Origin of the sequence: Klebsiella sp. H-Nf2, from assembly GCF_002806645.1 — a bacterium.
In the GTDB taxonomy this organism is placed as follows: domain Bacteria; phylum Pseudomonadota; class Gammaproteobacteria; order Enterobacterales; family Enterobacteriaceae; genus Klebsiella; species Klebsiella variicola.
Window position 1 is genome coordinate 1 of record NZ_PIBL01000012.1, and the last position, 26,155, is coordinate 26,155.

The window sequence follows — 26,155 nt, forward strand, 5'->3', positions numbered from 1 at the left end:
GACGACGACGTTGATAGGCCGGGTGTGTAAGCGCAGCGATGCGTTGAGCTAACCGGTACTAATGAACCGTGAGGCTTAACCTTACAACGCCGAAGGTGTTTTGGCGATTTGAGAGAAGATTTTCAGCGTGATACAGATTAATCAGAACGTCTTTAAGACGGGCTGATAAAACAGAATTTGCCTGGCGGCACTAGCGCGGTGGTCCCACCTGACCCCATGCCGAACTCAGAAGTGAAACGCCGTAGCGCCGATGGTAGTGTGGGGTCTCCCCATGTGAGAGTAGGGAACTGCCAGGCATCAAATAAAACGAAAGGCTCAGTCGAAAGACTGGGCCTTTCGTTTTTGTGGTTTACGGCCAGACGCGCCGCCATCTCCCCGGTGGCGCTGTGCTTACCGGGGCTACAAACCGGGGCTGACTGGTAGCCAGGACAAGGTGCGCAGCACCGCCTCCGGGGAAACATCCGGCCCGACCGCCTGGTTCGTTAACATCAGTAATACCTATCACATTAATAGGTTATCCTGTAATTGTCCTTATTAATAATATGGATTATCTTCCCTGCGTGATGAATCAACGCATCATCTCTCCTGAGGGAGAAAAATAGAAAGCAACTCGCTTATTTCTCATCCTGTTAACTGGTTATAAATTCAATGAAAAAACCGCTAATTGGGATCCTAACCTTCGCTTATGGACTAAGCTTACCTCTGTTTGCTGCTGATACCGCCACATTAACGCTCTCCGGGCGGGTGGTTTCAGAAACCTGCAGCACCGATATCGTCAATAAACAACCTCAGCAGCGTTGCGGAAAGAATACCTATCTTATTGCTTCGCAAAATAGCGTGACGAATGCTCGTGGCGTGGTCACCCGGACGGTGAATTTACCGGATGATGCAAGTCGGAAAATAATTATCAGCAGCTACGATTAATATCATTTCTCTATTTCAGCGCCATTATATTGTACGTCGGTGAAATAATGGCGCTGCCTCTTCCTCCCGCAAAATAACGCGTTTACGATTCATAAAAAATATTTCCGTGACTGAATACTTCGCTCCCGGATGTATTGTGGCGAACGGCATGCTTCTTCCCTGTTTTTGTCTTAATGAGCTACATCATTAACACTTTGTTAACTTGATCTGGTTTATATGGCGGAAAATTTGTTATACAAAGAGGGATGATTGCCTGTATGGATGCTGCCCGAAATACCTTGCGAGACATATGCAGGTTATCGGCTGGCAATATGAGAATAGAAATGAAAATCCTGCTTAACTGGTCGCCACTGCGCCAGCTCTTCACTTACATTCAGGAGCGCTTTACCTTTCTGGTGCTGCTCTGCTGGCCAGCAATTATCTGGCTGTTCTGCCGGGTCGGGGTGTGGCTCACCGATAACGTGTACGAGCTGTTGGGGAAATCACCCGCGGAGTCCTTCACCGTCTACCTGCAGCCGTTTATGACCCCCGGTACGTTGCTGCGCATCTCCATCAGCTGGATTGTCTTATTGTTTATCCTGTTTAGTATGGCGATGGCCTTCACCTGGGGTTTACGTCGCTTTATGAACCGCCACAAATAAATCCCTGGGCCGCCGTCAGTCGACGGCCCTTCTTAAGCCCTTACGCCATCTCGCCAATAGTCTTACGAAAACGCAGCAACGCGATAGTAAAGAACACCCCGCCGATAGCCAGCAAGGTTAAGAACTGCGGCCAGACGATGGCAAAGCTGGCGCCACGGTACAGTATCGCCTGCGCCAGACTGACGAAGTGGGTGGTCGGCATGGTCACCATAATATCCTGTACCAGCTGCGGCATACTTTCCCGCGGTGTGGATCCGCCGGAAAGCATCTGTAGCGGCAGCAGCACCAGAATCATCAGCAGCCCCAGCTGCGGCATCGAGCGGGCGAGGGTGCCCATAAAAATGCCGATTGAGGTAGTAGCGAACAGGCTGAGCGCCACCCCCAGCATAAACAGTGGGATCGACCCCTCAATGGGCACCTGCAAAATCCCCTGCACCATCAGTATCAGCGACAACCCGGAGACCACCAGCACCACCAGGCCCATCGACCAGATCTTGGCCATCATGATTTCAAACGGCGTTACTGGCATCACCAACAAGTGCTCTATGGTGCCATGTTCCCGCTCGCGGATCAGCGCCGAACCGGTGAGGACGATCGCCAGCATGGTGATGTTGTTGATGATTGCCATCACCGCGCCAAAGCGCTCCTGCTCAAGGTTAGGGTTAAAACGCATCCTTACCGCCAGCTCTACCGGCAGCACGCTGTTATCCCGATAACGGGCGACAAAGCTGTTGACTTCGCCACTGATAATATTCTGGATATAGCCGTTACCGGTAAAGGCCTGACTCATTCGCGTGGCGTCAACGTTGACCTGGACTTCCGGCTGCCGACCGGCCAGCACATCGCGCTGGAAGTTAGGCGGGATGTTGATGGCGAAAGTGTAGCGCCCGGCATCCAGCCCGGCGTCCATCTCATCAGCGGTGATCAGCTCCGGCTCGAGAAACCAGGGACGGTAGAAAGCGTTAATAATGCGTGAAGAGAGCTGGGATTTATCCATATCAGCAACCGCGATCGGCGCCAGGTGCAGCGAACCGGGCATCACCGTGGCCGAGGAGTACACCGACACGGTAAAAGCAAACACGATCAGCGCCAGCATTGCTTTATCGCCGAGCAGGCTGCGCAGCTCTTTGACGCCAAGATTATAAATATTGCGTAATCCGCGCATCATCCCTCCTGTTTCTTCAGCAGCAGCACGCTCAGCCCGAGCACCAGCGGCACCGCAATCAATAGCGGAATGAAGGAGCCCCACAAATCACTGAGATTCAGCGCCTTGGAGAAGGTGCCGCGAGCGATAGTCAGGAAGTGGCTGGTCGGATAAATTTGCCCAATCCAGCGCCCGGGCCCTTCCAGCGACGCCACCGGATCGATCATTCCGGAGAACTGGGTTGCCGGGATCAGCGTAATGATCGCGGTACCGAAAATGGCGGCGATTTGGCTCTTCATAAAGGTTGATATCAGCAGCCCCAGACCGGTGGCGATGGTGACATACAGCAGCGCCGCCAGGGTCAGCGTCAGGAAGCTGCCCTTATGCGCGACGCCAAAGACAAAGACCGACAGCGCGCACAGCAGGAAGAAGTTAAACATCCCCAGTACGATGTAAGGCAGCTGCTTGCCGAGCAGGAATTCGCTGCGGGTAGTTGGCGTCACGTACAAGTTGATAATCGATCCGAGTTCTTTCTCACGGACTACGCTCAGGGCGCTAAGCATCGCCGGGATCATCATCAACAGCAGCGGGATCACCGCCGGGACGATGGCCGGCAGGCTCTTCACGTCCGGATTATAGCGATAGCGGGTCTCGATGGAGATGAGTGAGGTATCGCGCTGTGGGCTGCTCTGCCGGCCGGCCATCTCCTGCAGCCAGGCGAGATGCATCGCCTGCACGTAGCCGCGCACGGTTTCCGCGCGGTTGGGCATCGCGCCGTCCACCCAGACGCCGATTTGCACCGGTGTGCCGCGGGCGATATCGCGACCAAAGTTCGGCGGGATCTCTATTGCCACCGCCAGTTCGCCGTCGCGCATCCGGCGGTCCAGTTCGTCATAACTGTGCAGCGGCGCCTGTTCGATAAAGTAGCGTGAGCCGGCGATATTCTGCGACCAGCCCTGGCTGCTGATGGTTTGATCGCGGTCGAGGACGGCAAAGCGCAGATCCTCAACGTCCATGCTGATCCCATAACCCATGATAAACATCAGGATCACCGTCCCCAGCAGCGCCAGCGTCGATCGCACCGGATCGCGGCGCAGCTCCAGCGCCTCGCGGCGGCTGTAGCTAAACAGGCGGCGTAGACTGAAGGCCTGCCGTGGGGCCGTGTGTTCCGAATGCGATGCGACAGCAGACGTGGGTTCATCTGGTACTGGAGAGGACGGTTGGGCCTCTTTAAGCCAGGCGATAAACGCCTCTTCGAGGCTGGCGGCTCCGCGCTGCTCGACCAGCGCCTGTGGCGTATCGCTGGCCAACACCTTGCCAGCATGCATCAGGGAGATGCGATCGCAGCGTTCCGCCTCATTCATAAAGTGGGTGGAGATAAATATAGTAACGCGATCCTGGCGCGCCAGATCTACCATCAGCTGCCAGAACATATCGCGCGCCACCGGGTCGACGCCGGAGGTCGGCTCATCGAGGATCAGCATCTCCGGGCGGTGGATGACCGCCACCGCTAACGACAGGCGTTGACGGATCCCCAGCGGCAGATCGGCGGGAAGCGCGTCTTCAACCTCGGTCAGCATAAAGCGCTCGCTCATCTCAGCGACCCGGTTGGCTATTTCGTCGTCCGGGATATGAAACAGGCGGGCGTGCAGCTCGAGGTTTTGCCGAACGCTCAGTTCGCTGTAAAGCGAGAAGGCCTGTGACATGTAACCGACCCGCTGGCGGGTGGCGATATCCTTCGGGTCGACCGGCTGGCCGAACAGCCAGGCTTCACCTTCGCTGGCGGGCAGCAGGCCGGTGAGCATCTTCATGGTGGTGGATTTGCCGCAGCCGTTAGATCCAAGGAAGCCAAAGATTTCGCCGCGGGCGATGCGAAAGTTAACGTGGTCGACGGCAACAAAGTTGCCGAAGCGCATGGTCAGGCCGCGTGCTTCGATGGCGATCTCTTCCTCGCGGCTGTCGCGCGGCGGGATAACTACCGTCTTATGCGCTTGACGTTGTGCTTCAGGTAGCAGGGCGATAAATGCCTGCTCCAGGGTCTGGCTGCCGGTCTGGGCTTTGAGCTCCGCGGCGCTGCCGGTCGCCAGCACCTCGCCGGCATTCATCGCCACCAGCCAGTCAAAGCGCTCGGCCTCTTCCATGTAGGCGGTAGCCACCAGCACGCTCATCTCCGGCTGGCGCTGGCGAATACTGTCGATAAGCTCCCAGAACTGCGCCCGGGAAAGCGGGTCGACGCCGGTGGTCGGTTCATCAAGGATCAGCAGCTGCGGGTCGTGGATCAGCGCGCAGCACAGGCCGAGCTTTTGCTTCATCCCACCGGAGAGTTTACCGGCGGGGCGATCGCGAAACGGCGCCAGCCCGGTGCTCTGCAGCAGCTCGTTGATGCGCAGTTCGCGCTCGGCTTTATCGTGGCCGAACAGGCGGGCGAAGAAGTCGACGTTTTCATACACCGAGAGGGTGTGATAGAGGTTTTTCCCCAGCCCCTGTGGCATCCACGCGATTTTCGGGCACACGTCGCGGCGGTGATGCACATCACGCATATCGCCGCCAAGCACCATCACGTTACCCTGTTCAATGGCCCGCGCCCCGGCGATCAGCGAGAGCAGGCTCGATTTGCCGACGCCGTCCGGGCCAATCAGACCAACCATACGCCGTGCCGGGATCGCCAGGCTGATATCCCGCAGCGCGATGGTGGCGCCAAACTGCTGGCCAACGTTTTCCAGCAGGGCGACGGGGGGCGAGGTATCCTGCGGCGTCAGTTTCATTGCGGCAACCTCACCGTTAGCGCCTCAGGCCAGGGTTGTTGTTTATCCAGCCGTACGTAAGCCATGCCGGGCAGGCCGGTTTTGACATATTCCAGATGCTGCGCCAGCAGCTCCGGCGGGATGCGCGCTTTGACGCGGAACATCAGCTTAAGACGTTCGTCGCTGGTTTCTACCGTTTTCGGCGTGAACTGGGCGACGCTGGCGACAAAGCTGATGTTGGCCGGGATCACCAGATCCGGCGCGGCATCAAGGATCAAGCGCGCTTCGCTGCCGAGCGCCAGCAGACCTGCCTGCTCGGTTGGCAGAAAGAAGGTCATATAGACATCGGCGAGATCGACCATGTTCAGCACCCGGCCACCGGCGGCCAGGACTTCGCCTGGCTCAGCGACGCGATACTGAATGCGGCCATCACGCGGTGCTTTCAGCTCGCTATCGTCAATATCGGCAAGGATCCGCCGTTCGGTCGCCTGGGCGGCTTCGACGCGGGTTTGCGCCTGAATAATGCTGGTGCGGGCAGCTTCGATGGCGGCGCGGGCGGCAGAGACCTGGGCTTTTGCCGATTCCAGCGCCGCGCGGGCGCTCTCTGCTGCCGCGCGGTCGTCATCCAGCTGCTGGGCGGAGACGGCGCCTCGCTGCGACAGGGCATTCGAACGGACATGGCGTTTCGCCGAGGAGTCCAGCTCCGCCTGGCGCTGCTTCACGACTGCTTCACTGGCGCGCATTTCACTCTGCCGCTGATCGAGCAAGGCTCTGGCGGCGAGCACCGCGCTTTCCGCCTCCTTGATTTGTGCGGCGGCTTCAAGACGCTGCTCGTTCAGTACGCGGGTATCCATCCTCGCGAGGACTTCTCCCTGACGCACAAACTGGCCCTCTTTGACCAAAATCGTGTCGATACGCCCGGCGATTTTACTGGCAATATCGACTTCGGTGGCTTCGATTCGGCCGTTGCTGCTGGCAAAACCGTCCGGGAGGCCTGGCGGGCGCAGCAGCCACCATGCGGCGGCGGCGAGCACCACCAGTAAGCCGACAAGATACCCTGCCCAACGTTTCTTTAATTTGTCCATACGCGACTCGCTTGATTCCCTTTGCTGAGTGGTGCGCGTGTTTCCTCCGCCGAGCGGAGCGTCCTCCTTGCGAGGGACGAAAAGGTGGGGGTAAAGGCCGCTGACGCAGCGCTCTGCCGCGTCGATGCGCAGCCGATCGCTGTGCTACTTATGTGGTCATCATCAGCGATCCAGGCCTTAATGAAACACGCATAGTGAGAGCTATCGTCATCGCGATAGTAACATTCGTGGCGATGTTGTCCATACGAAGTGCGTGGTCTTGTCGGTGCGTTAACAGAAAACCCCAATGTCAGGATAAAACAGCGAAAACAGGCTGGTCCGTTTTGTTATCTGGTTGCCCCCCGGTAACTACGATATGATTCCGCTCCTGGCATTAAGAAACATCCGACGAGTGCTTTAATTTCATGAATGAAGAAAGCCAAAAATATATCGCCGTGATTTTTAAGGAATGGCTACCGCTGTATGACAGCCTGACGCCGGACGTCCGTGCATTGCTTAAAAAAATGGCTGATGAGCGATCGTCGATGTTAGCGACCCGCTTTTACGATTTTATTTTTCAGGATCCGGATATCGCCAGGCACCTCTCTTATGAGCTGGTTGAGGAACGTCTGAGCCGCTCTCTGGCGGGATGGGTGCAGCAGATCCTTACCTGTGAAAAAGAGGAGCTTCAGGCCCTCGCGGAGCGCCAGTATCAGATCGGCAGCATTCATTCGCGGATTGGCATCCCGGCTGAGGCGGTGCTGCGCGGCGCGCGGCAGATAAAAGCCGGGCTGGTGGAGGCGATTCGTGACAGCCAGGTGGAGCGGGACACCGGGATAGCGGCTATCCATTACGCGATCATGGCGATAAATATGGCAGTGGAGATGATGTGTCACGCCTATACGCTGTCGCATTATCGGGCTACCAAAAATGAAGAAGCCTTTCGTCTGTACAGCCTGATGGATAACGTCCCGATGGAGTATGGCAAGCAGCAGGCATCGCTTTCGGGTTGGGAAAATAGTGCGATTTTTAATATCGTCAGCGAGAACAGGACGGACCTTAACGCAACGTTATTATCTGAATCCGAATTTGGTTTGTGGTTTCGCCATAAATGCGTTCGCTATTTTAACCACAATCCGCAGATGGGGGAGATTACTGAATTAATCGGTCAGGTGGATGCGTTGATTACCGAATGGCGTACCGCGGAACAGGATGCTGGTTATAAAAATACTCAGAGCTTGCTGCAAAGGATCCATATCCATTGTCAGCACATCAGCAGCCAACTGGGGGTATTGTTCAGCAGTCTGTCGCAGATGCAAAACGGCAAAGACGCGCTAACCAGCCTGCTTAACCGTCGCTATCTGCCGGTGGTGCTCAAGCATGAAGTCACTCTGGCGATTGAGTATGACCTACCGCTGACGGTGGCAATTATCGATATTGATTTCTTTAAAGAGATCAATGACAAATGGGGCCATATGGTCGGCGACCGCGCCATTAAGCACGTAGCCGATCTGCTCAGCGATAATATTCGCTCCAGCGACTATCTCTTCCGCTACGGCGGTGAGGAGTTTCTGCTGGTGCTGGTGGAGACCCGTGCGGCAGAGGCTTCCCCTCTCCTTGAACGCCTGCGTAAAAAGATTGGTCAACTGGCGTTTAACGTTGGCGGCGACACGCAGATCCCGATTACCGCCAGCATTGGCTTTGCCGTCCACACGGGGCACCCCGATTACAACCTGCTGCTGCGTGACGCTGATAACGCGCTGTATGCCGCCAAGCGCGATGGGCGCAACTGCGTGAAGATGCACAAAGGTGGGGGATAAAACCGTAGCCCCGGTAAGCGTAGCGCGTCCGGGGAAGGGCTCTGAAACTCAGAACAGCACCGGCAGCCCCAGCCCGCGCTTCACTTCATGTAGCGTCTGCTGCGTGAGATGGTGGGCGCGTTCGCTGCCTTGACGCAACAATTCCAGCAGCATTCCTTTATCCTGACTGTAAGTGGCCCGGCATTCGCGGATTGGCGCCAGTAGCGCCTGCAGGCAGGTTTCCAGTTCATTCTTACACTGGCGATCGCCCAGCCCACCACGCTGATAGTGGGCTTTCATCTCAGCAACCAGCGCCTTATCGCTATGGAAAGCGTCGAGATAGGTGAACACCACGTTGCCGTCGACGTGCCCCGGATCGCTGACTCTCAGATGCGTCGGATCGGTATACATCGCGCTGACCGCGCGGTGGATCTCCTCTTCACTGGCCGATAACGTCAGCGTATTGCCCAGCGATTTCGACATTTTGGCGTTACCGTCGACGCCCGGCAGGCGGCCCACTTCGCTGAGTAACGCTTTGCAGTGGCGCAGCACCGGTTCGCCGGTCAGGCTATTCATTTTGTGGACGATCTCGTTGGTCTGCTCAATCATCGGTAGCTGATCGTCGCCCACCGGCACCAGCTCGGCTTTGAAGGCGGTGATATCGGCGGCCTGGCTAATCGGATAGGCGAGAAAGCCCACCGGCAGCGAGCGGGCGAATCCCTTCTGGGCAATTTCATTTTTGACCGTTGGGTTACGCTCCACGCGGGCGACGGTGACGATATTCATATACAGCGCGCTGAGCTCCGCCAGCGCCGGCAGAGCGGACTGCAGGCAAATAGTGGTGAGCCTGGGGTCGATGCCGATGGCCAGATAATCGGCCATGACTTCGAGGATATGGTGGCTGATTTTTTGTGGGTTGCTGCCGTTATCGGTGAGCCCTTGCAGGTCGGCGATCAGGATAAATTGCTGGTGGTCGTGCTGCAGCGCGACGCGCTGGCGCAGCGAGCCGACGTAGTGGCCAAGATGTAGTTGGCCGGTCGGGCGGTCGCCGGTGAGGATGGTTTGTGGATGGTTCATTAGGGACTCCTTATCAGACTGTTCAGCCGAAAGACGTCCTGGAAATAACAAAGCCGCCTTCCGGCGGCTTTGAAAATGGAAACGTGTATCATGCCGCCTGTTATGCAGGCAGCCACCAACGACGGGAGTAAGTAACGATAACGTTTCTGTTCATCTTTTTATCCTGCCACGAAATCACGGCGGGGTAAACCCGCCTCGTATTACATGGTCGAGAAGACGTTCATGATCACGCCGCCGGAGATAATCAGCGCCATGGCGATAATGGCCGCCAGGTCCGGTTTCTGCTTATAGAGGATCATGGAGCAGATAGTCACGCCGACGATACCGAAGCCGCACCACAGCGAGTAGGCCACGCCCACCGGAATAGTGCTCATCGCGCGGGTGAGGGCGAAGTAGCACAGGCCGTAGGCGCAGACCACCAGCACGGAAGGCGCCAGTTTGCTGAAGCCGTTGGTTTTTTTGATCATCGAGGTGCCGGTGATTTCGGAGCCGATAGACAGCGCCAGCCATAAAAATCCGAGATTAAACATAGGGTATTCCTTTCCTGTTAGTTGGCGATTTTCTTATCCATGGAGGCGACTGGCGCGACGGGGGCGGCCTCTTCGCTCTCTTCCGAACCCATTTTCGAGAACAGGTTCATGATAACGATGCCGCTGGCGATCACTGCCATGCCGATGATGGCGGCGGTATCCGGGTGCTGGCCGTAAAACGCCATTCCCAGCGTCGAGACCACCAGGATACCGGTGCCGGACCAGGTGGCGTATGCCAGACCGACCGGAATATCTTTCACCGCCCGCGACAACGAGTAATAACAGGTGCAGTAGAGCGCAATCAGCAGCCCGAGCAGCAGCATTTTGGTGCTGCCTTCGCTGCTACCGAACATTTTTAACGTCGAGGTTGCCGAGGTTTCGGAGAGGATAACCAGCAACATCCATAACCAGCATTTTGTTTTCGAAGACATCGTTAAGCTCCAGGTTTATCGTTGGGTAAGGTCATATCTTTCTGTTTTTTAAGTAATCAATGGCCGCATCGGTCAGCTGCGCGTGCGGGGTCGCTGCCAACGCTGGATTATTCACCACGTCTGTGACGGTGAGATAACGGCGCGGTTCACTACCCACAGCGGCAGGTGCGGCGGGCGCCTCCAGCTTCGCCAGCAGCTCATTCATGGTGCCGAGGAAGACGCCGCAGGCTTCCAGGCGAGTCAGCGTGGCCTGCAGATGCCCGGTATAGGCGCTGTCGGCCTGCGCCCCGCGCAGTTGATTGAGCTCGCTGTGCGGATCGCAGTGATAGCGCAGCGCCAGCACCGGAATACCCGTCAGCAGCGCCTCGTGCGCGCAGCGGGCGAGCGGGCTACGCAGCGTGCCGTTCAGCAGATCCGAGGCCAGCGTATAATCGAGAAACGGTAGCAACACCGCCCGCCACGGCGCTGACGGCAGGGCATCCTGCCACGCTGACGGAGCGAGAATTTCGCCCGTCTCCTGCCACGCGGCGGCGTCGGCAAGGCCCTCCTCCAGCGCGAGGCGCAGCGGGTAGCCGCAGCTTGCCAGGCGCTGGCGGATTGCCGCGCGGTAGCCGTCAGCGGCGGTCACCATCACCAGTACTGGTGGCCGCAGGCGTTGCAAAATCCGCGCAACTACACCTTCAATCTGTTCGTCGGTCATGGTGAGTCTCCGTTAGCCGATGAGCGTCACCTGCGCGCCGTTTTTCAACCCGGCGGCATTGGCTTCTTCGGTATCGATATGGAACTCAAGCGCGAAGTCATCGCGCACCCGCACCACCACTTCATCGAAGGTCAGCTGGCGTTCGCCGTTGCTGCGCACGCTGACCTTCTGGCCATTGCTAACGTTGAGTTGGCGCGCGTCCTGCGGCGACATATGAATATGCCGCCAGGCGCAGATCACCTGCGAATGGAGTTCAACGTGGCCAGCGGGCCCAATCAGCAGCGCGCTACCGGCATTCTCCAGTTGCCCGGACTCACGAACCGGCGCCTTAATCCCGAGCGTGAAACAGTCGGCGCGCGATACTTCCAGTTGCGATACCGGGCGGGTCGGCCCGAGGACGCGGACGTTGGTCAGCGAGCCTTTCGGCCCGACAACGGTCACGCACTCCTGGGCGGCGAACTGCCCCGGCTGGCGCAGCGGTTTGAACGGCGTCAGGCTGTAGCCTTTGCCGAATAGCGCCTCGACGTCCTGTTGCGCGAGATGGACGTGGCGGTTGGAGATCCCCACCGGGATCGCCGGCGCCGTTGCGCTCAGGCGGGTGGTGATTTTTTCGCGAAGCAGGGTGTCGATCATCACTTCTTCCCTTTCTTCAGCGTTGGGTTTTTATCTTCCGTTGCCTGCGGGGCGGCCTGCGGCGCGGAGGGAACGATCGCTTCTGGCGCGGCGGCGACAGCGACAGCTGCTGGGGCGGAGGGCTGCTTCGCAGGCGGCGGGTTGCCTTTGAGGTTGCTTAACGCTTCAACCACGCAGCGCTCCGGGCGGGCAATCACCAATGACTTCACGGTGTGCTCGGCGCCTGCCACCGCCACGCCGCGTTCAATGGCGGTGTGGATGGCGCTGATCTCCCCTTCAAAGCAGACGCTCACCAGCCCGGAGCCTGGTTTGCGATAGCCAATGCAGGTCACTCCCGCAGCTTTACAGGCGGCGTCGACGGCCTGAATGGCGGCGACCCATCCTCGCGTTTCAATTACGCCTAAACTTTTCATGGTCGGCTCCTGTTAATGGCGGACTAAGCGAATATCAAAATCAAATTGCTGGAAGAAGGTTTCCAGCCGGTCCAGTTCTTCCGGTGTATAAGACGGGTCCTGGGTAATCGGGTAGGGCATATCCAGGCGTTCGTACTTTTTGCGTCCCAACTGGTGGTACGGCAGCATGTCGATGCGGCGGATATTTCCACGCTTCGCCAGCTTCTGTACGTAATCAATGGCGCCGGTAATGGCGTCGAATGAGTCGTTGTAGCCGCGAATGAGCGGCATACGCACAATGACGTTGGCGCCGGAATCCACCAGCCATTCGAGATTGCGGCGGATCCCTTCGTTGCCGATGCCGAGCATCGCCTTGTGGTGTTCGCTGTTAATCTGCTTTATGTCGAACAAGAAGGTGTCGGTGACCGGCGCCAGCTTCTGGTAGTTGGCAAGCGGGGTGGTGCCCTGGGTTTCGACGGCGGTGTTAATCATCATTTTTTTGCATTCGCTGAATAAGGCGACGGCAAAATCGGTCTGCAGGCTCATCTCGCCGCCGCCGATGGTCACGCCGCCGCCGGAGGAGATGTAGAAGTCGTAGTCCTGCATGATGATCTCCATCAGCTCGCTGACGGTGACGTCCTTGCCCATAATGTCCAGCGCGTTCTGGGTGCAAATCTCTTCGCATTTGCGGCAGCCGATGCAGTCTTTATTGCGGTTGACGAAGTGCTTCATTTCGCCGTTCTCTTCCGCCCGATAATGAATACCCGCCGGACAGACGCTGACGCAGTCGCCGCAGTTAATGCATTTGTCGTGCGAGAACATCACCTGGAACTGGCTGTTCAGCCCTTCCGGGTTGGCGCACCACGGGCAGCGAATGTTGCAGCCCTTAAAAAACACCAGCGTGCGAATGCCATCGCCGTCATAGATCGAATATTTCTGGATATTGAAAATTCGGCCCGTTAATTCTTGTTTTGCGATCACGCTTGCCTCCCGCTCCGTCCCGTTACGGGACGGAGAACTTCCGGTTATTTCTCAAATACAGCTCATTTAATTCTCTTTAAGAGAACTAGAACTTCTCAATCACCGTACGGCTGATGATCTCGTCCTGGACCTCTTTGCACAGCTCAACGAAGTAGGCGCTGTAGCCAGCGACGCGAACGATCAGGTCGCGGTATTTCTCCGGCTCCTGCTGCGCCTTCTTCAGCACTTCGTTATCGACATAGCTGAACTGCATCTGGCCATTGCCGAGAATCGAGGCGGTACGCAGCAGGGTAATCAAGCCATGGCGGCCTTCCGGGGTATCCAGCAGCCCTTTGAGGAACTTGAAGTTGTGCACCATGCCGATGTTCATGGTTTCCACGTTCATCTTGCTGACCGACTTGATAATCGCCGTCGGGCCTTGTTTATCCGCGCCCTGAGTCGGGCTGATGCCGTCGGAGAGCGGCATCCACGCCAGGCGGCCGTTCGGCGTGGCGTTGGTCAGCTCGCCGATTGGTGTGTTGTTGGAGATAGACAGGGTGCCGTGGCTGAGGGTCGAGTAGAGCATCTTGTACTTACGGCACTCTTTCTCGGTCCATTCGGTAATATCCAGCGCGTACTGGTCGACGTAGTTATCGTCGTTACCGTATTTCGGCGCGTTCAGGCAGTCGCGGCGCAGCGCTTCGTAACCTTCAAAGTTGGCCAGCAGCGCATCGCGGATCTGCTCAAGGGTGTATTTCTTCTCTTCGAACACCAGCTTGCGGATCGCCGCCATCGAGTCGACGTAGGTCGCCAGACCGGAGAAAATCAACCCCGGCCCGTGGTTGACCATCGCCCCGCCGGCGGCGACGTCTTTACCGCTTTCCATACAGCCTTCAACCAGTAACGACATCAGCGGCTTCGGCGCCACATCGCGGTGGACGCGCTGGCTGATGACGGTACCGATGGCCGACAGGCGCACGATGTGGGCGATCTGCTGTTTCACCGCCGCGTCGAAATCGTCGAAGGTGCGCAGGTCGCGCAGGTCGCCGGTATCCAGCCCCTGATAGCTATCGAACAGCACCATCCGCCCGCGGTTGAGCACGAACTCGATAGCGATAGGCCACTGGGTGTAGCCGGTGGAGGTCCACTGGTAGATGCGCCCGGATTTCTGCGGCTCAACGCAGCCCATCAGGCAGTAATCACGGGCGTCTTCAAAATCGAAGCCCTTGCGCAGCATCATTTTGATGTGGGAGTCATCGAAGTGGCAGGCCGGGAAGCCCATTCCCGCTTTCACCACGTCGACGATTTTTTCCATGTATTTCTGCGGCGACTGGTTGTGGATACGGCAGGCCAGCGACGGCTGATACACCTTCACAAAGCGCACGGCGTCCATAATCAGGTAGGTCAAATCGTTGCAGGCGTCGCCGCCGCTACGTTTCTGGCCGCCAACGGTGAGGTTGATAAACGGCTGATAGCCAGCGAAATATTTCGCTCCCAGCTCGCTCGACATCCACATCAGTTCGGCACATTTGATGATGAACGCCTGCAGCAGCTCCAGCGCGCTGTCGTGGGTCAGGCGGCCTTCGCGGATATCAGCTTCGAACATCGGGTAGCAGTACTGGTCTACGCGGCCCAGCGACAGCCCGGTCTGGTTCTCTTCGATTTCAAACAGCGATTCGACGGTCCAGATGCTCTGCAGCGCTTCCTGAAGGGTCTTTGGCGGGTTGGCCGGTACGTTTTCATTGACGTCGGCGATGGTCAGCAGCTCGGCGCGGCGCTGGGCGTTTTGCTCTTTAGCCGCCAGCTCGCGGGCGCGGTCGGCGATACGGCGGGCATAGTTGACCACCCCTTCACAGGTTTCGATTGCCGCTTTGTAGTAGTAGATACGGTCGATATCTTCCGGGTTTTCCATGCTCAGGCTGGCCAGATGCGCCTCGGCATCGGCTTTAATCCCATTCATCCCTTTGGTGAACAGCAGCACGTCGTAGCCCGGGCAGGTATCGCCGCCGCCGTTAATCTGGTGATAGGAGAGGTCGCTGACGAAGGTCTCGCCGCTGAAGGCCCAGACGCCAGCCTCACGGTATTGCGCTTCGCAAATCTCATCCAGCGAACGGCCTTCCCAGAACGGGACGATCTCTTCGCGAATGGTTTTTTTATCTGCTTCGCTGATTTCAAACGGATCCTGCGGGCGGGTGCTCATGGTGTCGAGCTCGTCGCGCACCCAGCGCCAGGCGATATCCGGCGAGAAGGCGCCCGCGCGCGGCTTGCCGCACGGATGGCCGACGATCAGCTCATCGTCCTGAATCAGAATCGGCGCGGTTTCACAGGCGTGGCGGAAAGCTTTGGCGCGCAGCAAAATGGTCGGCATGCCAGGGTTGGCTTTGACCACTTCGGTAAAGGCCAGCGCGCGATAGATAGAGACGCTCGGGCGTACCGTCAGGTAGTGGTTACGCAGGCGCTGCATACGCGGGGTTAAGCCTTCCATCACCGGCGTGTCGGCGCAGGCGGCGAACGGCACGTGGCTGACCGGCTGTACGCCGCTAAACAGACGCACCGGCAGATTCAGCGCGCTGAGGTTGCGCTGGGCGCTGATAAACATGGCGGAGAGTTCGTTCACTTCAGCATGGTCAAAAGCGGCGCCGTGCAGCATGGCGTCGAGCATCGGATAGCCGTCAATGGCGCAGGCGGCGCGGACTTCGCTCAGTTCCGCCAGCTTGAACCACAGGCACTCCACGATCTCATACGCCTGTTGGGCATTGAGCGCGCCGCTGTTGATATCGCGCTGATAATAAGGCAGCAGCGCGATATCCGCCCCTTGCGGGTTAACCGCATAGCTGCCGTTGTCCAGCTGTAGCGCCAGCTGGAACAGATAGAATGCCTGGCAGGCTTCTTTGAAATTACGCGCCGGATGGGCCGGAACGTGGTGCAGAATGGCCGCGCTATCGAGCAGCTCGGCTTTGCGATAAGCATTGATTTCCGCTGCCGCCAGCTGTTCGGCGCTGTTGGCCAGATTTTGCGCCAGCGCTAACAGAGCGTCACAGGCGTAGATGGCGGCGCGGCAGCCATTGACTTCATCCATACCGCTGCGGCTGACCGCGCTACCGAGGGCGCGGGTTTTCTCTTCTAACTGGTGCTTAATCGCCAGCACGCCTTTTTCGACTACCAGTTTGTAATCTGGCGAGTCCAGCTCGCTATTGAGGTTGAGGAACTGGAAAACCGATGGACGACGGGTCGCGTTTTCGTCATGGAAAATCGCCCCGTGCGGTTTACGGGTCTGGTTGCCGACGATCAGCTCGTCGGCGCTGATGGTCAGCGGCAGCTGGCGCATCAGTTCATAGAAGCGGCGCGCCGGTTTAACGGCGGCGGGAACGCCCGCGATGTCGCCATCAAGAGCGTTCAGTGTGGTGGCATGTTCGGTGCACAGAGTGCTTTTCTGGGCGAGTAAACGGTCTGCCAGCACTTTTACGCGCGGCGTTAAGTTGTAGTGTGCCATGAAGTATTCTCCAGATGTTCTTTTTCCGCGGCTGATGACAACCCGGTTGTGGATACAGTGTCCGTATTCCTGCCGGGTGGCGGCTGACGCCTTACCCGGCCTACAAATAATTCAGCGATCACCCGGTTATCTGTTACCCGTAGGCCCGTGCAAGCGGAGCGCCGCCGGGCGATTCCTGGCAACCGGACCACGCCTGGCGATAAAGTTCGGTTAACGCGTTAGCGTCTGGCGCGCGTGGGTTGGTCGGGGTACAGCTGTCGCGCAGCGCCTGACCGACCATCTCCGGCAAACGGCGGTCGAATTCAGCCGCCTCGATGCCGGTTTCGCTGATGCCGGAGGGCATGCTTAGTTCGTCTTTTAACGCCTGAATGGCGACCAGCAGGCTGGCGACGCCCTGGCGTGGCGAGGCGGCAGGCAGATCCAGCAGATGCGCCAGCCGAGCATATTTCGTTGCCGCGAGGGTGTCGCACTGGCCGTGGAAATCGGCGTTCCAGGCGACGACGTGCGCCATCAGCAGGGCGTTGGCGCGGCCATGGGGCACGCGGAAGACGCCGCCGAGGGCGTGCGCCAGGCTGTGGGTTATCCCCAGCGACGCGTTGGTGAAGGCCATCCCCGCCATGCAGGAGGCGTTATGCATCTTTTCGCGCGTCTGCAGGTTGTCGCCGCTGCGCCAGCAGGTCGGCAGGTAGCGGAACACCTGCTGCACCACTTTCTCCGCCAGCGCATCGGAAAAGTCGCTGGCGGCGCGGGAGACGTAGGCTTCAAGGGCGTGACACAGCACGTCCATGCCGGTGTCGGCGGTAATCGCCGGTGGCACTGAAGCCACCAGCGCCGGGTCAAGAATGGCGATATCCGGCAGCAATGACGCATCCACCAGCACCAGTTTTTCCGCGTTGGCTTTCACCACCGAAAAGGCGGTGACTTCCGAACCAGTGCCGCTGGTGGTGGGGATGGCGACAAAGCATGGACGCGGGCGATCAGTCTGCGGACGGGTTTGCGCCAGGGAGAAAATAACCGCTTTGGCGGCATCGATTACCGAACCGCCGCCGAGCGCGATAACCAGATCCGGATAGTGGCTATCCATTAACTTCATGCCGCGCACCACGGTGGCGATATCCGGATCCGCCACCACGTCGTCCCACATCTGCCAGGCGATCCCGCGCTGGCGCAGCAGGGCGGTGACGCGCTCGGCGAGGCCAAACTTGACCATCGCTTTATCGGTCACCAGCAGCACGCTGCGGGCGGAGAGTTCGTTCAGCACCGAGAGGGCGTCCTGACCGAAGCAAATCCGCGGTTTCAGTAAAAATTCACTCATTGGGCTATTCACTCCTGTTAGGCGTCCCGAAACACCTTCTCGACAATGGCGACCACCGACATCGCTTTGTAGCGCTCTTTATTGAGCGCGAAGTACTCTTCCGCCAGCACGATGTCGTGCATGCCGGCGCCGACGTTATCGACGGCGACCCAGGTCTGGTCCTTCATCGGCTGCTGATTGTCATCCAGTCGGGTGACCAACAGCAGGTTGCTGCCGCGTAGCTCATCGCATTTCTGCGTGGCGACGACATGGCCGGTTACCTTTGCGAGAATCATCGTTTATCGCCTTATATCAGTGCGTTACTTAGCAAGGCGCTCCAGCACCTGGCGGATAACGCGTTCCACGTTTTGCTCGTTGATTTCGCCTTCCATGCTGGCGGCGCCTGCGCTGGCGAAACGGTCATCGCTGCCTGCGGAGCGCGCTGGCGCGGCGCTGGCCGGGGCGTTGAAACGCACGTCATCAAGAATGCTGCGCTGCGGATCGCTCGCCGGAGTGACGATGGTCGGCTGTGGTTCAGGGCGGCTGCCCGGCGCGCGAAGCTCGTCAATCGACCGCACGCCGTAGCCGACTTTGCGGATATTGAGCAGGTTCATCGGGCCGACGTTGTCGGAGCTGGATCCGCCGCCGACTGCGCCGCAGCCGAGGGTCAGCGCCGGGGAGATGTTAGTGGTCGCGCCGATACCGCCGAGCGCCGCCGGGGTATTAATCAGAATACGGTTGACCGGTTTTTCGAGGCTGAACTGGCGGATGACGTCCTGATTACGGGTGTGGATCACCAGCGTATGGCCGAGTCCTTCGTTGGTCAGCAGCTCCACCACGCGGTGGCAGGCGGCTTTCCAGTCCTCTGCCACGTACAGGCCGAGCACCGGGCACAGTTTTTCACGCGAGTAGGGGTTTTTCGGCGACACGGTGGTCTGTTCGGCGATCAGCACTTTGGTGCTGGCCGGAACACAGAAGCCCGCCATCTGGCTGAGGTACAGCGCGGTTTTGCCGACCACTTTCGGGTTGATGGTGCCGTTCGGGCGCAGCAGCAGCGCCGCCATTTTCGCCGCTTCATCTTCATTCATGAAGTAGGCACCCTGCGCTTCCAGCTCGCGGTGAACCTCGTCGTAAATGCAGCCTTCGACGATGATCGACTGCTCGGAGGCGCAGATCACCCCATTATCGAAGGTTTTGCTGGTGATGATATCTTTCACCGCGTGGTGGATATCGGCGCTGCGTTCGATAAACGCCGGGCCGTTGCCCGGGCCGCCGCTGATGGTTGGGGTGCCGGACGCATAGGCCGCACGCACCATGCCTTCGCCGCCGGTGGCGAGGATCAGCGACACGTCTTTGCTGTGCATCAGCTCAGAGGTGGCTTCGAGCGTCAGTTGGGTGATGCCATCGACGCAGCCCTCCGGCGCACCGGCCGCTTCCGCCGCGCGTTTGACGATTTCAATCGCCTTCCAGCTGCACTGACGCGCGCCCGGATGCGGGGAGAAGATAATGGCGTTGCCGGCCTTGAGGGCGATCAGCGCTTTGTAGATAACCGTGGAGGTTGGGTTCGTTGAGGGGACCAGCGCACAAATCACGCCCAGCGGCACGCCCACGTCCATCACTTTTTTTACCGGGTCGTCATGAATGATGCCAACGGTCTTCATATCTTTGATGGCGTCGTAGACGCGCAGCGAGGCGAAGCGGTTTTTCAGCACTTTGTCCTGCCAGTTGCCAAAACCAGTCTCTTCCGCGGCCATTTTCGCCAGCGCTTCGGCGTGGTGCGCTGCTTCCTGGGCCACGTTTTTCACGATGGCGTCGATTTGCTGTTGCGAAAAGGTGGCCAGCATCGCCTGCGCCTTTTTGGCGTTGCGCACCAGTTCCCTCGCGTTCTGCCGGGACTGCAAATCGTTATCCAGTTCAATCATGAGTCTATCCTTCATCAGACGAAAAGAGTGGGGACGGGGCGCGCCCTGTCAGGTCATGCTTTGTGCTGCGCCGCGATTTTTTCGATGTCGTTATGTGGACGCGCAATGACGCGAGAGCTGACGACTTCGCCGATGCGTTTCGCCGCTTCCACGCCGGAGTCGACCGCTGCGTTGACCGCGCCGACGTCGCCTTTCACCATCGCGGTGACGAGGCCGGAACCGACGTTTTCATAGCCAATCAGCTCGACGTTGGCGGCTTTACACATCGCGTCCGCGGCTTCAATACAGGCCACCAGACCTTTGGTTTCGATAAGACCAAGCGCTTCTTTCATCAGGTTTCTCCGTTAGTCCGCAATCTTGTAATGCGAGACGATTTTGTTGATGTCGTTATGCGGACGCGCGATGACCAGCGAGGTCACCACTTCGCCGATGCGCTGCGCCGATTCGACGCCGGAATCGACTGCCGCTTTTACCGCGCCGACGTCGCCTTTCACCATCGCGGTGACGAGGCCGGAACCGACGTTTTCATAGCCGATAAGCTCGACGTTGGCGGCTTTACACATCGCATCCGCCGCTTCAATGCAGGCCACCAGACCTTTGGTTTCAATCAGACCTAATGCATCACCCATTTGCGTTCTCCTGGCCTTCAGGCCTTGTGTTTAATGACGATTTTGTTGATGTCGTTATGCGGGCGAGCGATGACCAGCGAGGTCACCACTTCGCCGATGCGCTGGGCTGATTCCACACCGGAATCCACCGCCGCTTTTACCGCGCCGACGTCGCCCTTCACCATCACGGTGACCAGGCCGGAGCCGACGTTTTCATAGCCGATCAGTTCGACGTTGGCGGCTTTACACATCGAGTCCGCTGCTTCAATACAGGCCACCAGACCTTTGGTTTCGATAAGCCCCAATGCATCACCCATCGTGATCTCCTCCAGAACAGGTTTTGTGATTCGGGAAAACCGTCCGCGTAACGGCATCAACACGCGGAAGCGGCGTTCGGGGTTCACTATAGGGAATGGGGAGGAAAGTGAAATTTAAATCCGTGGTGGTGAATATTTTAGTGTTTTGCTCTGTAATTTAGCCTTATTTAGCGTTCAATTTATCTGTTTGTCCTGTTTTTTGCGTGATGATTTTCATGATGATATGGCGCTTTTTTAAGCTTATTATCGGCGGGAGATGAATGTTAATAAGATGCTAATTACTTGCCTGCAGGCGGTAATATAGCCGCGTGATAAATGTGGGTATGCTCAAGTTTTGCCACAAAAGCTAAATGCAAAACGTGCGCTTTTAGCATCGGAAAAAGAGGGGGCAAAAACGGAGTGTGAGCGAGGGCGCAGTTTCCTCGCGGCGGTTCAGGGGGGACGGGTTAGTTAAGCGTGCTGCCGGACTTCAGCGTGCAGATATAGAGCGGCGAGTTGATAGAGCTCAGCAGGATAGCTTTGTCGTTAAGCTTTTGCGCGTTGAGGAACAGGCCATCGTGGCTATCAGACATCTCGCGCATGAAGTAGTCGAAGATGACATTCGGCGATTCGTCGATGGATGAAGCGCTGGATTCCCATTTTTTGATGCGGTAGTGGCGTTCGGTTGCCGAGATGCGTTGGCTGGTGTAGCTGAATTTGACGTAGCGCTGCAGGTAGAGCCAGCCGGCGGCAGAGTCGGTATAGCCTTCCACCACCATCGAACCATTGCCATTAGCGGCAAAGTTAAAATGGATATTGCCGTTCACATTCTCTTTTTCCATGTTCTCAAAACGCATGATCGCTTTGGTGGAGCAGCTCATCACGCCGTCGCTGGCATCTGGCAGCAGGCGCCAGAGGCTAAACCCGGCGGCAGCGATAAACGCCAGAGCGGAAAGAGCGAAAAAGGTGCGGGGCGCGAGTTTCATTGCGGCTTCCAGGAGTAGTAAAAGTAGTTATCGCAATAGCTGAACGGGTTGTCTTCGTGCATCGCGCAGTGGGCGAGGAACACACGGCCCAGGCCGTTGGTTTCCAGTCGGTCGCCATAGAAAAAAACAAAACGTTCGCCCGGCTTGCAACTGAGCTTCAGCCGCTGACGCACCTCATCAAAATTTTTACCGTAGGCCGTTGCGGAGACCGAACGCAGCATCTCATCGCTGGCCAGCAGTTCGCACTGGCTGTGGTTCATCAGCGTCAGATTAATTGGCCGGGCGACGTGGGTACCGGCGAGACTAAACGCCACCAGCAGCAGGGCGATGACCAGCAGACAGCCGCCGGCCAGATACCAGCACATCCCGCGCGCATGTCGTGAATCGGTGGGCGGCGTTGGCGCCGCAGGGGGAGCGGCTTCATCAGGCTTATCGCATGTGAGAGCGGCATCGACAGTCGTCGGTTCGGCATCGAGCAGTTCAATGCTCAGATCCTGATTCAGCTGCAGCATGCCGCGCGACACGGTGACGATAATGTTATCGATATCGTAGTGGCGGAAGGTTTTGCGCAGCATGCTCAGGTACTGATTGAGGTTGCTGTTGGAAGAGGTTAAGCCGTTATCATCCCAGACTTTTTTTAATACTTCATCGCGGCTGACGACGCCGGTATGGCGGAGAAAAAAATAGAGTAGCGCGCTGGCGGTGATGGATAGCTGGCTATCCGGTTCATCGCTGCCGGGCAGGGTTAGCGTGCCGTCCGTTGCATCATAAATGAGACGGGCATTGATGTTGTAGCGCATCGCGGCCTCACTCTATTCGCTTCACGCGGGAAGCGTCATTTTGGTCAGATCGTTTACCAGCGACTGTCGGTGATCGCTGCTCATGGTACGCCCTTCGGTGAGTTCCGATAACCAGATGCCGTCGGCCGCGTAGCGCACCAGCGTGCCGGTCGGGCCGTTATCCAGCGCATCGCCCTGCGCCAGATGATCCAGCATCCAGTCGCGCCAGCATTTTCGCAGCACCGGCTCGTCCGGCATCGCCAGCGACAGCACCATCAGTTGGCGGCTTTCGTGGGTATCCGTCAGCTCCGGGTTGGACAGATAGCGCAAATAGGCGCGGGTAAAGCGTCCGTAAGCGATGTTATCGGCGGCCATCAGTTCGCTAATCGCCTTTTCCATGATCGCCAGCAGCCGGGCGAACAGGGCGAAAATCAGCGCCTGCTTATTGGGAAAGTGATGCAGGAGGCCACCTTTGCTCACGCCAGCCTCGCGGGCGACGGCGTTCAGCGACAGGGCGGCGATACCATCCCGGCCGGCAATCATCGCCGCCGATTCAATCAGCTGACGGTGGAGACGGACGGGATCTTTTTTACGATGCTGGGCTTCCATATTCATGGCCGGAATCATACCGACCAGACGGTATGATTATTCTTGATCGCTATCAATATGAACGGCGGCTTCGTGTGACGAGATGCTGTTAATGCGTGGAGGCTCACAAATTGTCATATTAATGAACGCGATAACCCGGATGGGCTATCGCGTCGAGGTTTATTTCGTTGCCAGATGCACCCCCAGACCGCTTTTCCCGGGCGCCAGCTCCGGGCGCAGCGTCAGCGACGGGATCAGATAATCGCCATAATTCTGCCGGCGGAATGGAATGGGCTCGGTTTGCCACAGCGTATCCAGCCGCTCGGCCAGGGTGGTGCACTGGTCGGCGAACTGGCCGGCGTCGATTTTGTCTGTGCGGTAGAACACCAGCGGCGGGAGTACCTCGAAGCCGGGATAGAACAACATGCCGTGCTGAATGGGGAACAGGATGTCGTTGATGGGGCCGTTGATCCCGCGCGGTGAATAGTGTTCTGCCCAGCCGCCGGCGGTGACGATCAGCATCGCCCGCTTGCCAGCGAAGGTGCCTTCTCCGTAACGGTCACCCCAGTGGCGGTCGCTTTGCTCGCCGACGCCATAGGCAAAGCCCCAGGCGTACACCCGGTCGATCCAGCCCTTCATGATGGCAGGCATCGAGAACCACCACAGCGGGAACTGGAAAATTACCGTATCGGCCCACAGCAGCTTTTCCTGCTCGGCTGCGATATCCGCGCTTTGGGTGCCCTGGGCAAAGGCCTGTTTGGAATCGAGGGTCGGCCGCCAGAACTCGCCGACCGGCGGGGCGCCGCTGTCGTCGGCGTCATATCCGGCCTTCCAGCGCATGGCGTAGAGATCGGAGACCTGGACTTCATGCCCGGCCTGCTGCAGGTGGTGGATGGCGAAATTTTTGAGTCCGCCATTAAGCGAGCGCGGTTCCGGATGGGCGTAAATCAGCAGTACTTTCATAACATCACCTCTGGAGTGGGGAGAGCTGCAGAGTAGGAAAGCTGACGCTATAGTAGAAATTAATTACTTAAATTCCAGGTATAGCCGTGATTAATTTACATCGTCTGGATCTTAATCTGCTGCGCACGCTCGACGTGCTGCTTAGCGAAAACAACGTCACCCGGGCGGCGCAGCGGCTGAATCTGTCGCAGCCGTCGGTCAGTATTCAGCTCGCCAGGCTGCGGGAGATTTTCGCCGACCCGCTGCTGATGCCGGGTCCGCGCGGCATGCAGCCCACCGCCCGCGCCGATGAGCTTCGCCAGCCGCTGCGCGCAGCGTTAGCCGCACTGGAGCAGGCAGTGGCGCCGGTGGCGCCCTTTAATCCGGCGACGGCGGCGGAGACCTGGCGGGTGGCGGCGACGGACTATATGGCCTCGGCGATCCTCCTGCCGATGCTGGGCAGGCTACGGCTGGCCTCTCCCGGCAGTCGGCTGGCGGTATTCGAGCTGCAGCCAGCGCGGCTGGAGCAGCAGGTGGCCAGCGATGAAGTGGATCTCTGCTTCCATACCCGCGAGGGCGCGCCGCCGGGGCTGCATCAGCGCCTGCTGTTTCGCGAACGGTACGTGCTGGCAGGCCGGGCGGAACATCCGGCGCTGCGGCCTGGGCTTAGCCTGGAAACGTTCTGTCAGCTGGAGCACGTGATCGTCTCCCCGGACGGAGGCGGCTTCAGCGCGGCGACCGATATCGCGCTGGCGAACCTCGGACTGACGCGGCGGGTTGTCCTTTCCGTGCCACATTTCCTGTTTATGCTGGAGACCCTGCGCAATAGCGATCTGGTGGCGGTCCTGCCGGAGCGGCTGGTGCGCGGGCAGAGCGGGCTGGTGATCGTCGAGCCGCCGCTGGCGGTCGCCGGCTTTGAGATGCTGATGCTGTGGCACGAGCGCTGGCACCGCGACCCGGCGCATCAATGGCTGCGTCAGTTCATCGTGAATTCACTGGAGGAACAGACATGCTGAGTGGACTGAATCATCTGACCCTGGCGGTCAGCCAGCTGGCGCCGAGCGTGGCGTTTTATCAGCAACTGCTGGGCATGACGCTGCACGCCCGCTGGGACAGTGGCGCCTATCTCTCCTGCGGCGATCTGTGGCTGTGCCTGTCGCTGGATCCGCAGCGGCGCATTACTCCGCCGGAAGAGAGCGACTACACCCATTATGCGTTTAGCATTAGCGAGGCGGATTTCGCCAGCTTCGCCGCCCGCCTGGAGGTTGCCGGCGTGGCGGTCTGGAAGCTAAACCGCAGCGAAGGCGCCTCGCACTACTTCCTCGACCCCGACGGCCACAAGCTGGAGCTGCACGTCGGCAGTCTCGCCCAGCGGCTGGCCGCCTGCCGTGAGCAGCCGTATAAGGGAATGGTGTTTTTTGACCAGTGAAGCTGATTTGCGGACGCGGGGTAACCCGTAGCCCCGGTAAGCGCAGCGCCACCGGGGAGATGCCTTTACAAATTACTCACTCAAAATGTGAGGTTTTTTCCAACGCTGTCACTATTATCACCGGATAATCGTATATACTTTTTTGTATATACAAAAGGATGAATAGTATGCCAATGGAGTTTGAGTGGGATGCAAACAAGGCATTAAGTAATCTACGAAAACATGGAGTCCGGTTTGAAGAAGCGGTATTAGTCTTTGACGATCCGCGGCACCTTTCCCGCCAGGAGCGGTTTGAGAATGGTGAATATCGCTGGCAAACCATCGGTCTTGTGCATGGGATCCTTGTTATCCTGGTGGCGCATTCGGTCCGTTTTGAAAGTGGAACTGAGGTTATTCGTATTATCAGCGCCCGGAAGGCGGACAGAAAAGAGAGGAATCGTTATGAGCATGGTTAAACATAAACGCGACAATACGGCGGCGCTTACCGCTAAGCGTGATGCCGAACTCAAAGCGCTAGCGAGCAAAGCCGATGAGGACATCGATTACAGCGATATCCCCGCTACAGACGATGCGCAATGGTCAGATGCCGTACGCGGCAAATTTTTTCGACCGCTAAAAACACAGGCTTCTGTGCGCATTGATGCCGATGTCATGGAGTGGCTCAAACGTCCAGGAAAAGGCTATCAAACTCGACTGAATGCGATTTTAAGAGAAGCGATGATTCGCGATCTTAATAAGAAATAGTTGCTGGTAGCGGCGCTACGTATTTTCGGAGCCCG

The 26,155-nt window shown here is 58.2% G+C and carries 28 protein-coding genes and 2 rRNA genes; 9 read left to right on the plus strand and 21 right to left on the minus strand.

Annotated features, from left to right (window positions below; genetic code table 11):
- From CWM58_RS22320 to CWM58_RS22335, 4 genes are all read left to right on the plus strand, one after another.
- Positions 1–83 (plus strand): 23S ribosomal RNA (locus CWM58_RS22320); the annotation flags it as partial.
- A gap of 97 nt (positions 84–180) precedes the next feature.
- Positions 181–296, plus strand: a 5S ribosomal RNA gene (gene rrf, locus CWM58_RS22325).
- A gap of 352 nt (positions 297–648) precedes the next feature.
- Positions 649–924 carry a DUF2574 family protein gene (locus CWM58_RS22330; protein WP_061155913.1) on the plus strand — a complete coding sequence of 92 codons (276 nt, stop codon included), beginning with the start codon at positions 649–651 and terminating at the stop codon, positions 922–924.
- Positions 925–1,247: 323 nt separating this feature from the next.
- Entirely contained in the window at positions 1,248–1,565 is a 318-nt protein-coding gene (locus tag CWM58_RS22335; RefSeq protein WP_074387190.1) for a hypothetical protein, read from the plus strand.
- A 40-nt stretch (positions 1,566–1,605) separates the two neighbouring features.
- On the opposite strand, the gene CWM58_RS22340 is transcribed toward CWM58_RS22335, so the two are convergent.
- The 3 genes from CWM58_RS22340 to CWM58_RS22350 are packed head-to-tail and all read right to left on the minus strand — an operon-like array spanning position 1,606 to position 6,538.
- Positions 1,606–2,730 (minus strand): ABC transporter permease, encoded by a 1,125-nt coding sequence (locus CWM58_RS22340; RefSeq protein WP_100681819.1) that lies wholly within the window; start codon positions 2,728–2,730, stop codon positions 1,606–1,608.
- Entirely contained in the window at positions 2,730–5,474 is a 2,745-nt protein-coding gene (rbbA, locus tag CWM58_RS22345) for a ribosome-associated ATPase/putative transporter RbbA (protein WP_100681820.1), read from the minus strand. The genes CWM58_RS22340 and rbbA overlap by 1 nt, the downstream gene beginning before the upstream one ends.
- Complete coding sequence (locus CWM58_RS22350) at positions 5,471–6,538, minus strand: HlyD family secretion protein (RefSeq protein ID WP_100681821.1); 1,068 nt, start codon at positions 6,536–6,538, stop codon at positions 5,471–5,473. The genes rbbA and CWM58_RS22350 overlap by 4 nt, the downstream gene beginning before the upstream one ends.
- Positions 6,539–6,942: 404 nt before the next feature.
- Here CWM58_RS22350 and CWM58_RS22355 point away from each other — a divergent pair, with 404 nt between their 5' ends.
- A complete protein-coding gene (locus CWM58_RS22355; RefSeq protein WP_100681822.1) occupies positions 6,943–8,337 on the plus strand; it encodes a diguanylate cyclase in 1,395 nt (464 codons plus the stop codon).
- A 48-nt stretch (positions 8,338–8,385) separates the two neighbouring features.
- Here the strand turns inward: CWM58_RS22355 and trpS are convergent, their stop codons facing one another.
- From trpS to CWM58_RS22445, 18 genes are all read right to left on the minus strand, one after another.
- On the minus strand, positions 8,386–9,393 hold the full coding sequence (trpS, locus tag CWM58_RS22360; protein ID WP_100681823.1) for a tryptophan--tRNA ligase: 1,008 nt from the start codon (positions 9,391–9,393) through the stop codon (positions 8,386–8,388).
- Between the two features lie 200 nt (positions 9,394–9,593).
- Positions 9,594–9,923: a DMT family transporter gene (locus CWM58_RS22365; protein WP_004204123.1), complete on the minus strand. Its 330-nt coding sequence runs from the start codon at positions 9,921–9,923 to the stop codon at positions 9,594–9,596.
- Between the two features lie 17 nt (positions 9,924–9,940).
- Positions 9,941–10,354 (minus strand): DMT family transporter, encoded by a 414-nt coding sequence (locus CWM58_RS22370; RefSeq protein ID WP_100681824.1) that lies wholly within the window; start codon positions 10,352–10,354, stop codon positions 9,941–9,943.
- A gap of 31 nt (positions 10,355–10,385) precedes the next feature.
- The gene (locus CWM58_RS22375) at positions 10,386–11,054 is read right to left on the minus strand and encodes a hypothetical protein (protein ID WP_100681825.1); all 669 of its coding nucleotides are present in this window, start codon (positions 11,052–11,054) and stop codon (positions 10,386–10,388) included.
- A 12-nt stretch (positions 11,055–11,066) separates the two neighbouring features.
- Entirely contained in the window at positions 11,067–11,687 is a 621-nt protein-coding gene (locus CWM58_RS22380) for a phosphate propanoyltransferase (protein WP_061155906.1), read from the minus strand.
- Positions 11,687–12,100, minus strand: a complete 414-nt coding sequence (locus CWM58_RS22385) for a BMC domain-containing protein (protein ID WP_100681826.1) — start codon at positions 12,098–12,100, stop codon at positions 11,687–11,689. The genes CWM58_RS22380 and CWM58_RS22385 overlap by 1 nt, the downstream gene beginning before the upstream one ends.
- Positions 12,101–12,112: 12 nt before the next feature.
- Entirely contained in the window at positions 12,113–13,060 is a 948-nt protein-coding gene (cutD, locus tag CWM58_RS22390) for a choline TMA-lyase-activating enzyme (protein ID WP_047056429.1), read from the minus strand.
- 85 nt (positions 13,061–13,145) lie between these two features.
- Positions 13,146–16,532: a choline trimethylamine-lyase gene (gene cutC, locus CWM58_RS22395; RefSeq protein WP_100681827.1), complete on the minus strand. Its 3,387-nt coding sequence runs from the start codon at positions 16,530–16,532 to the stop codon at positions 13,146–13,148.
- Positions 16,533–16,665: 133 nt separating this feature from the next.
- Positions 16,666–17,847, minus strand: coding sequence for a 1-propanol dehydrogenase PduQ (locus CWM58_RS22400; protein WP_100681828.1), 1,182 nt, complete (start codon positions 17,845–17,847; stop codon positions 16,666–16,668).
- Positions 17,848–17,864: 17 nt separating this feature from the next.
- The gene (locus CWM58_RS22405; protein ID WP_100681829.1) at positions 17,865–18,122 is read right to left on the minus strand and encodes a EutN/CcmL family microcompartment protein; all 258 of its coding nucleotides are present in this window, start codon (positions 18,120–18,122) and stop codon (positions 17,865–17,867) included.
- 24 nt (positions 18,123–18,146) lie between these two features.
- Complete coding sequence (locus CWM58_RS22410) at positions 18,147–19,748, minus strand: acetaldehyde dehydrogenase (acetylating) (protein ID WP_100681830.1); 1,602 nt, start codon at positions 19,746–19,748, stop codon at positions 18,147–18,149.
- A gap of 53 nt (positions 19,749–19,801) precedes the next feature.
- On the minus strand, positions 19,802–20,080 hold the full coding sequence (locus tag CWM58_RS22415; RefSeq protein WP_004146125.1) for a BMC domain-containing protein: 279 nt from the start codon (positions 20,078–20,080) through the stop codon (positions 19,802–19,804).
- 12 nt (positions 20,081–20,092) lie between these two features.
- Positions 20,093–20,377: a BMC domain-containing protein gene (locus tag CWM58_RS22420; protein ID WP_002442227.1), complete on the minus strand. Its 285-nt coding sequence runs from the start codon at positions 20,375–20,377 to the stop codon at positions 20,093–20,095.
- Positions 20,378–20,394: 17 nt separating this feature from the next.
- Positions 20,395–20,673 (minus strand): BMC domain-containing protein, encoded by a 279-nt coding sequence (locus CWM58_RS22425; RefSeq protein WP_004182810.1) that lies wholly within the window; start codon positions 20,671–20,673, stop codon positions 20,395–20,397.
- Positions 20,674–21,119: 446 nt separating this feature from the next.
- Positions 21,120–21,638: a FidL-like protein gene (locus CWM58_RS22430; RefSeq protein WP_061155900.1), complete on the minus strand. Its 519-nt coding sequence runs from the start codon at positions 21,636–21,638 to the stop codon at positions 21,120–21,122.
- A complete protein-coding gene (locus tag CWM58_RS22435; protein WP_061155899.1) occupies positions 21,635–22,438 on the minus strand; it encodes a winged helix-turn-helix domain-containing protein in 804 nt (267 codons plus the stop codon). The genes CWM58_RS22430 and CWM58_RS22435 overlap by 4 nt, the downstream gene beginning before the upstream one ends.
- Positions 22,439–22,459: 21 nt before the next feature.
- Entirely contained in the window at positions 22,460–23,044 is a 585-nt protein-coding gene (locus CWM58_RS22440) for a TetR/AcrR family transcriptional regulator (RefSeq protein ID WP_023322005.1), read from the minus strand.
- A gap of 141 nt (positions 23,045–23,185) precedes the next feature.
- Entirely contained in the window at positions 23,186–23,968 is a 783-nt protein-coding gene (locus tag CWM58_RS22445) for an NAD(P)H-dependent oxidoreductase (RefSeq protein ID WP_100681831.1), read from the minus strand.
- Positions 23,969–24,054: 86 nt separating this feature from the next.
- On the opposite strand from CWM58_RS22445, the gene CWM58_RS22450 reads away from it, so the two are divergent.
- The 4 genes from CWM58_RS22450 (at position 24,055) to CWM58_RS22465 (ending at position 26,120) form a co-directional block, all read left to right on the plus strand.
- The gene (locus CWM58_RS22450) at positions 24,055–24,963 is read left to right on the plus strand and encodes a LysR family transcriptional regulator (protein ID WP_100681832.1); all 909 of its coding nucleotides are present in this window, start codon (positions 24,055–24,057) and stop codon (positions 24,961–24,963) included.
- Positions 24,957–25,376 (plus strand): FosA5 family fosfomycin resistance glutathione transferase, encoded by a 420-nt coding sequence (fosA, locus tag CWM58_RS22455; RefSeq protein WP_008807601.1) that lies wholly within the window; start codon positions 24,957–24,959, stop codon positions 25,374–25,376. The genes CWM58_RS22450 and fosA overlap by 7 nt, the downstream gene beginning before the upstream one ends.
- Before the next feature lie 167 nt (positions 25,377–25,543).
- Positions 25,544–25,831 carry a BrnT family toxin gene (locus CWM58_RS22460; RefSeq protein WP_012542979.1) on the plus strand — a complete coding sequence of 96 codons (288 nt, stop codon included), beginning with the start codon at positions 25,544–25,546 and terminating at the stop codon, positions 25,829–25,831.
- Positions 25,818–26,120, plus strand: coding sequence for a BrnA antitoxin family protein (locus CWM58_RS22465; RefSeq protein ID WP_012542978.1), 303 nt, complete (start codon positions 25,818–25,820; stop codon positions 26,118–26,120). Before CWM58_RS22460 ends, CWM58_RS22465 begins: the two co-directional genes overlap by 14 nt.
- The last annotated feature ends 35 nt before the right edge of the window (positions 26,121–26,155 follow it).

What these genes read in the sequence shown, in the direction of transcription:
- CWM58_RS22330 (WP_061155913.1), top strand. Translation starts at nt 649, where the DNA reads ATGAAAAAACCGCTAATTGGGATCCTAACCTTCGCTTATGGACTAAGC.
- CWM58_RS22335 (WP_074387190.1), top strand. Translation starts at nt 1,248, where the DNA reads ATGAAAATCCTGCTTAACTGGTCGCCACTGCGCCAGCTCTTCACTTAC.
- CWM58_RS22340 (WP_100681819.1), bottom strand. Translation starts at nt 2,730, where the DNA reads ATGCGCGGATTACGCAATATTTATAATCTTGGCGTCAAAGAGCTGCGC.
- rbbA (WP_100681820.1), bottom strand. Translation starts at nt 5,474, where the DNA reads ATGAAACTGACGCCGCAGGATACCTCGCCCCCCGTCGCCCTGCTGGAA.
- CWM58_RS22350 (WP_100681821.1), bottom strand. Translation starts at nt 6,538, where the DNA reads ATGGACAAATTAAAGAAACGTTGGGCAGGGTATCTTGTCGGCTTACTG.
- CWM58_RS22355 (WP_100681822.1), top strand. Translation starts at nt 6,943, where the DNA reads ATGAATGAAGAAAGCCAAAAATATATCGCCGTGATTTTTAAGGAATGG.
- trpS (WP_100681823.1), bottom strand. Translation starts at nt 9,393, where the DNA reads ATGAACCATCCACAAACCATCCTCACCGGCGACCGCCCGACCGGCCAA.
- CWM58_RS22365 (WP_004204123.1), bottom strand. Translation starts at nt 9,923, where the DNA reads ATGTTTAATCTCGGATTTTTATGGCTGGCGCTGTCTATCGGCTCCGAA.
- CWM58_RS22370 (WP_100681824.1), bottom strand. Translation starts at nt 10,354, where the DNA reads ATGTCTTCGAAAACAAAATGCTGGTTATGGATGTTGCTGGTTATCCTC.
- CWM58_RS22375 (WP_100681825.1), bottom strand. Translation starts at nt 11,054, where the DNA reads ATGACCGACGAACAGATTGAAGGTGTAGTTGCGCGGATTTTGCAACGC.
- CWM58_RS22380 (WP_061155906.1), bottom strand. Translation starts at nt 11,687, where the DNA reads ATGATCGACACCCTGCTTCGCGAAAAAATCACCACCCGCCTGAGCGCA.
- CWM58_RS22385 (WP_100681826.1), bottom strand. Translation starts at nt 12,100, where the DNA reads ATGAAAAGTTTAGGCGTAATTGAAACGCGAGGATGGGTCGCCGCCATT.
- cutC (WP_100681827.1), bottom strand. Translation starts at nt 16,532, where the DNA reads ATGGCACACTACAACTTAACGCCGCGCGTAAAAGTGCTGGCAGACCGT.
- CWM58_RS22400 (WP_100681828.1), bottom strand. Translation starts at nt 17,847, where the DNA reads ATGAGTGAATTTTTACTGAAACCGCGGATTTGCTTCGGTCAGGACGCC.
- CWM58_RS22405 (WP_100681829.1), bottom strand. Translation starts at nt 18,122, where the DNA reads ATGATTCTCGCAAAGGTAACCGGCCATGTCGTCGCCACGCAGAAATGC.
- CWM58_RS22410 (WP_100681830.1), bottom strand. Translation starts at nt 19,748, where the DNA reads ATGATTGAACTGGATAACGATTTGCAGTCCCGGCAGAACGCGAGGGAA.
- CWM58_RS22415 (WP_004146125.1), bottom strand. Translation starts at nt 20,080, where the DNA reads ATGAAAGAAGCGCTTGGTCTTATCGAAACCAAAGGTCTGGTGGCCTGT.
- CWM58_RS22420 (WP_002442227.1), bottom strand. Translation starts at nt 20,377, where the DNA reads ATGGGTGATGCATTAGGTCTGATTGAAACCAAAGGTCTGGTGGCCTGC.
- CWM58_RS22425 (WP_004182810.1), bottom strand. Translation starts at nt 20,673, where the DNA reads ATGGGTGATGCATTGGGGCTTATCGAAACCAAAGGTCTGGTGGCCTGT.
- CWM58_RS22430 (WP_061155900.1), bottom strand. Translation starts at nt 21,638, where the DNA reads ATGAAACTCGCGCCCCGCACCTTTTTCGCTCTTTCCGCTCTGGCGTTT.
- CWM58_RS22435 (WP_061155899.1), bottom strand. Translation starts at nt 22,438, where the DNA reads ATGCGCTACAACATCAATGCCCGTCTCATTTATGATGCAACGGACGGC.
- CWM58_RS22440 (WP_023322005.1), bottom strand. Translation starts at nt 23,044, where the DNA reads ATGATTCCGGCCATGAATATGGAAGCCCAGCATCGTAAAAAAGATCCC.
- CWM58_RS22445 (WP_100681831.1), bottom strand. Translation starts at nt 23,968, where the DNA reads ATGAAAGTACTGCTGATTTACGCCCATCCGGAACCGCGCTCGCTTAAT.
- fosA (WP_008807601.1), top strand. Translation starts at nt 24,957, where the DNA reads ATGCTGAGTGGACTGAATCATCTGACCCTGGCGGTCAGCCAGCTGGCG.
- CWM58_RS22460 (WP_012542979.1), top strand. Translation starts at nt 25,544, where the DNA reads ATGCCAATGGAGTTTGAGTGGGATGCAAACAAGGCATTAAGTAATCTA.
- CWM58_RS22465 (WP_012542978.1), top strand. Translation starts at nt 25,818, where the DNA reads ATGAGCATGGTTAAACATAAACGCGACAATACGGCGGCGCTTACCGCT.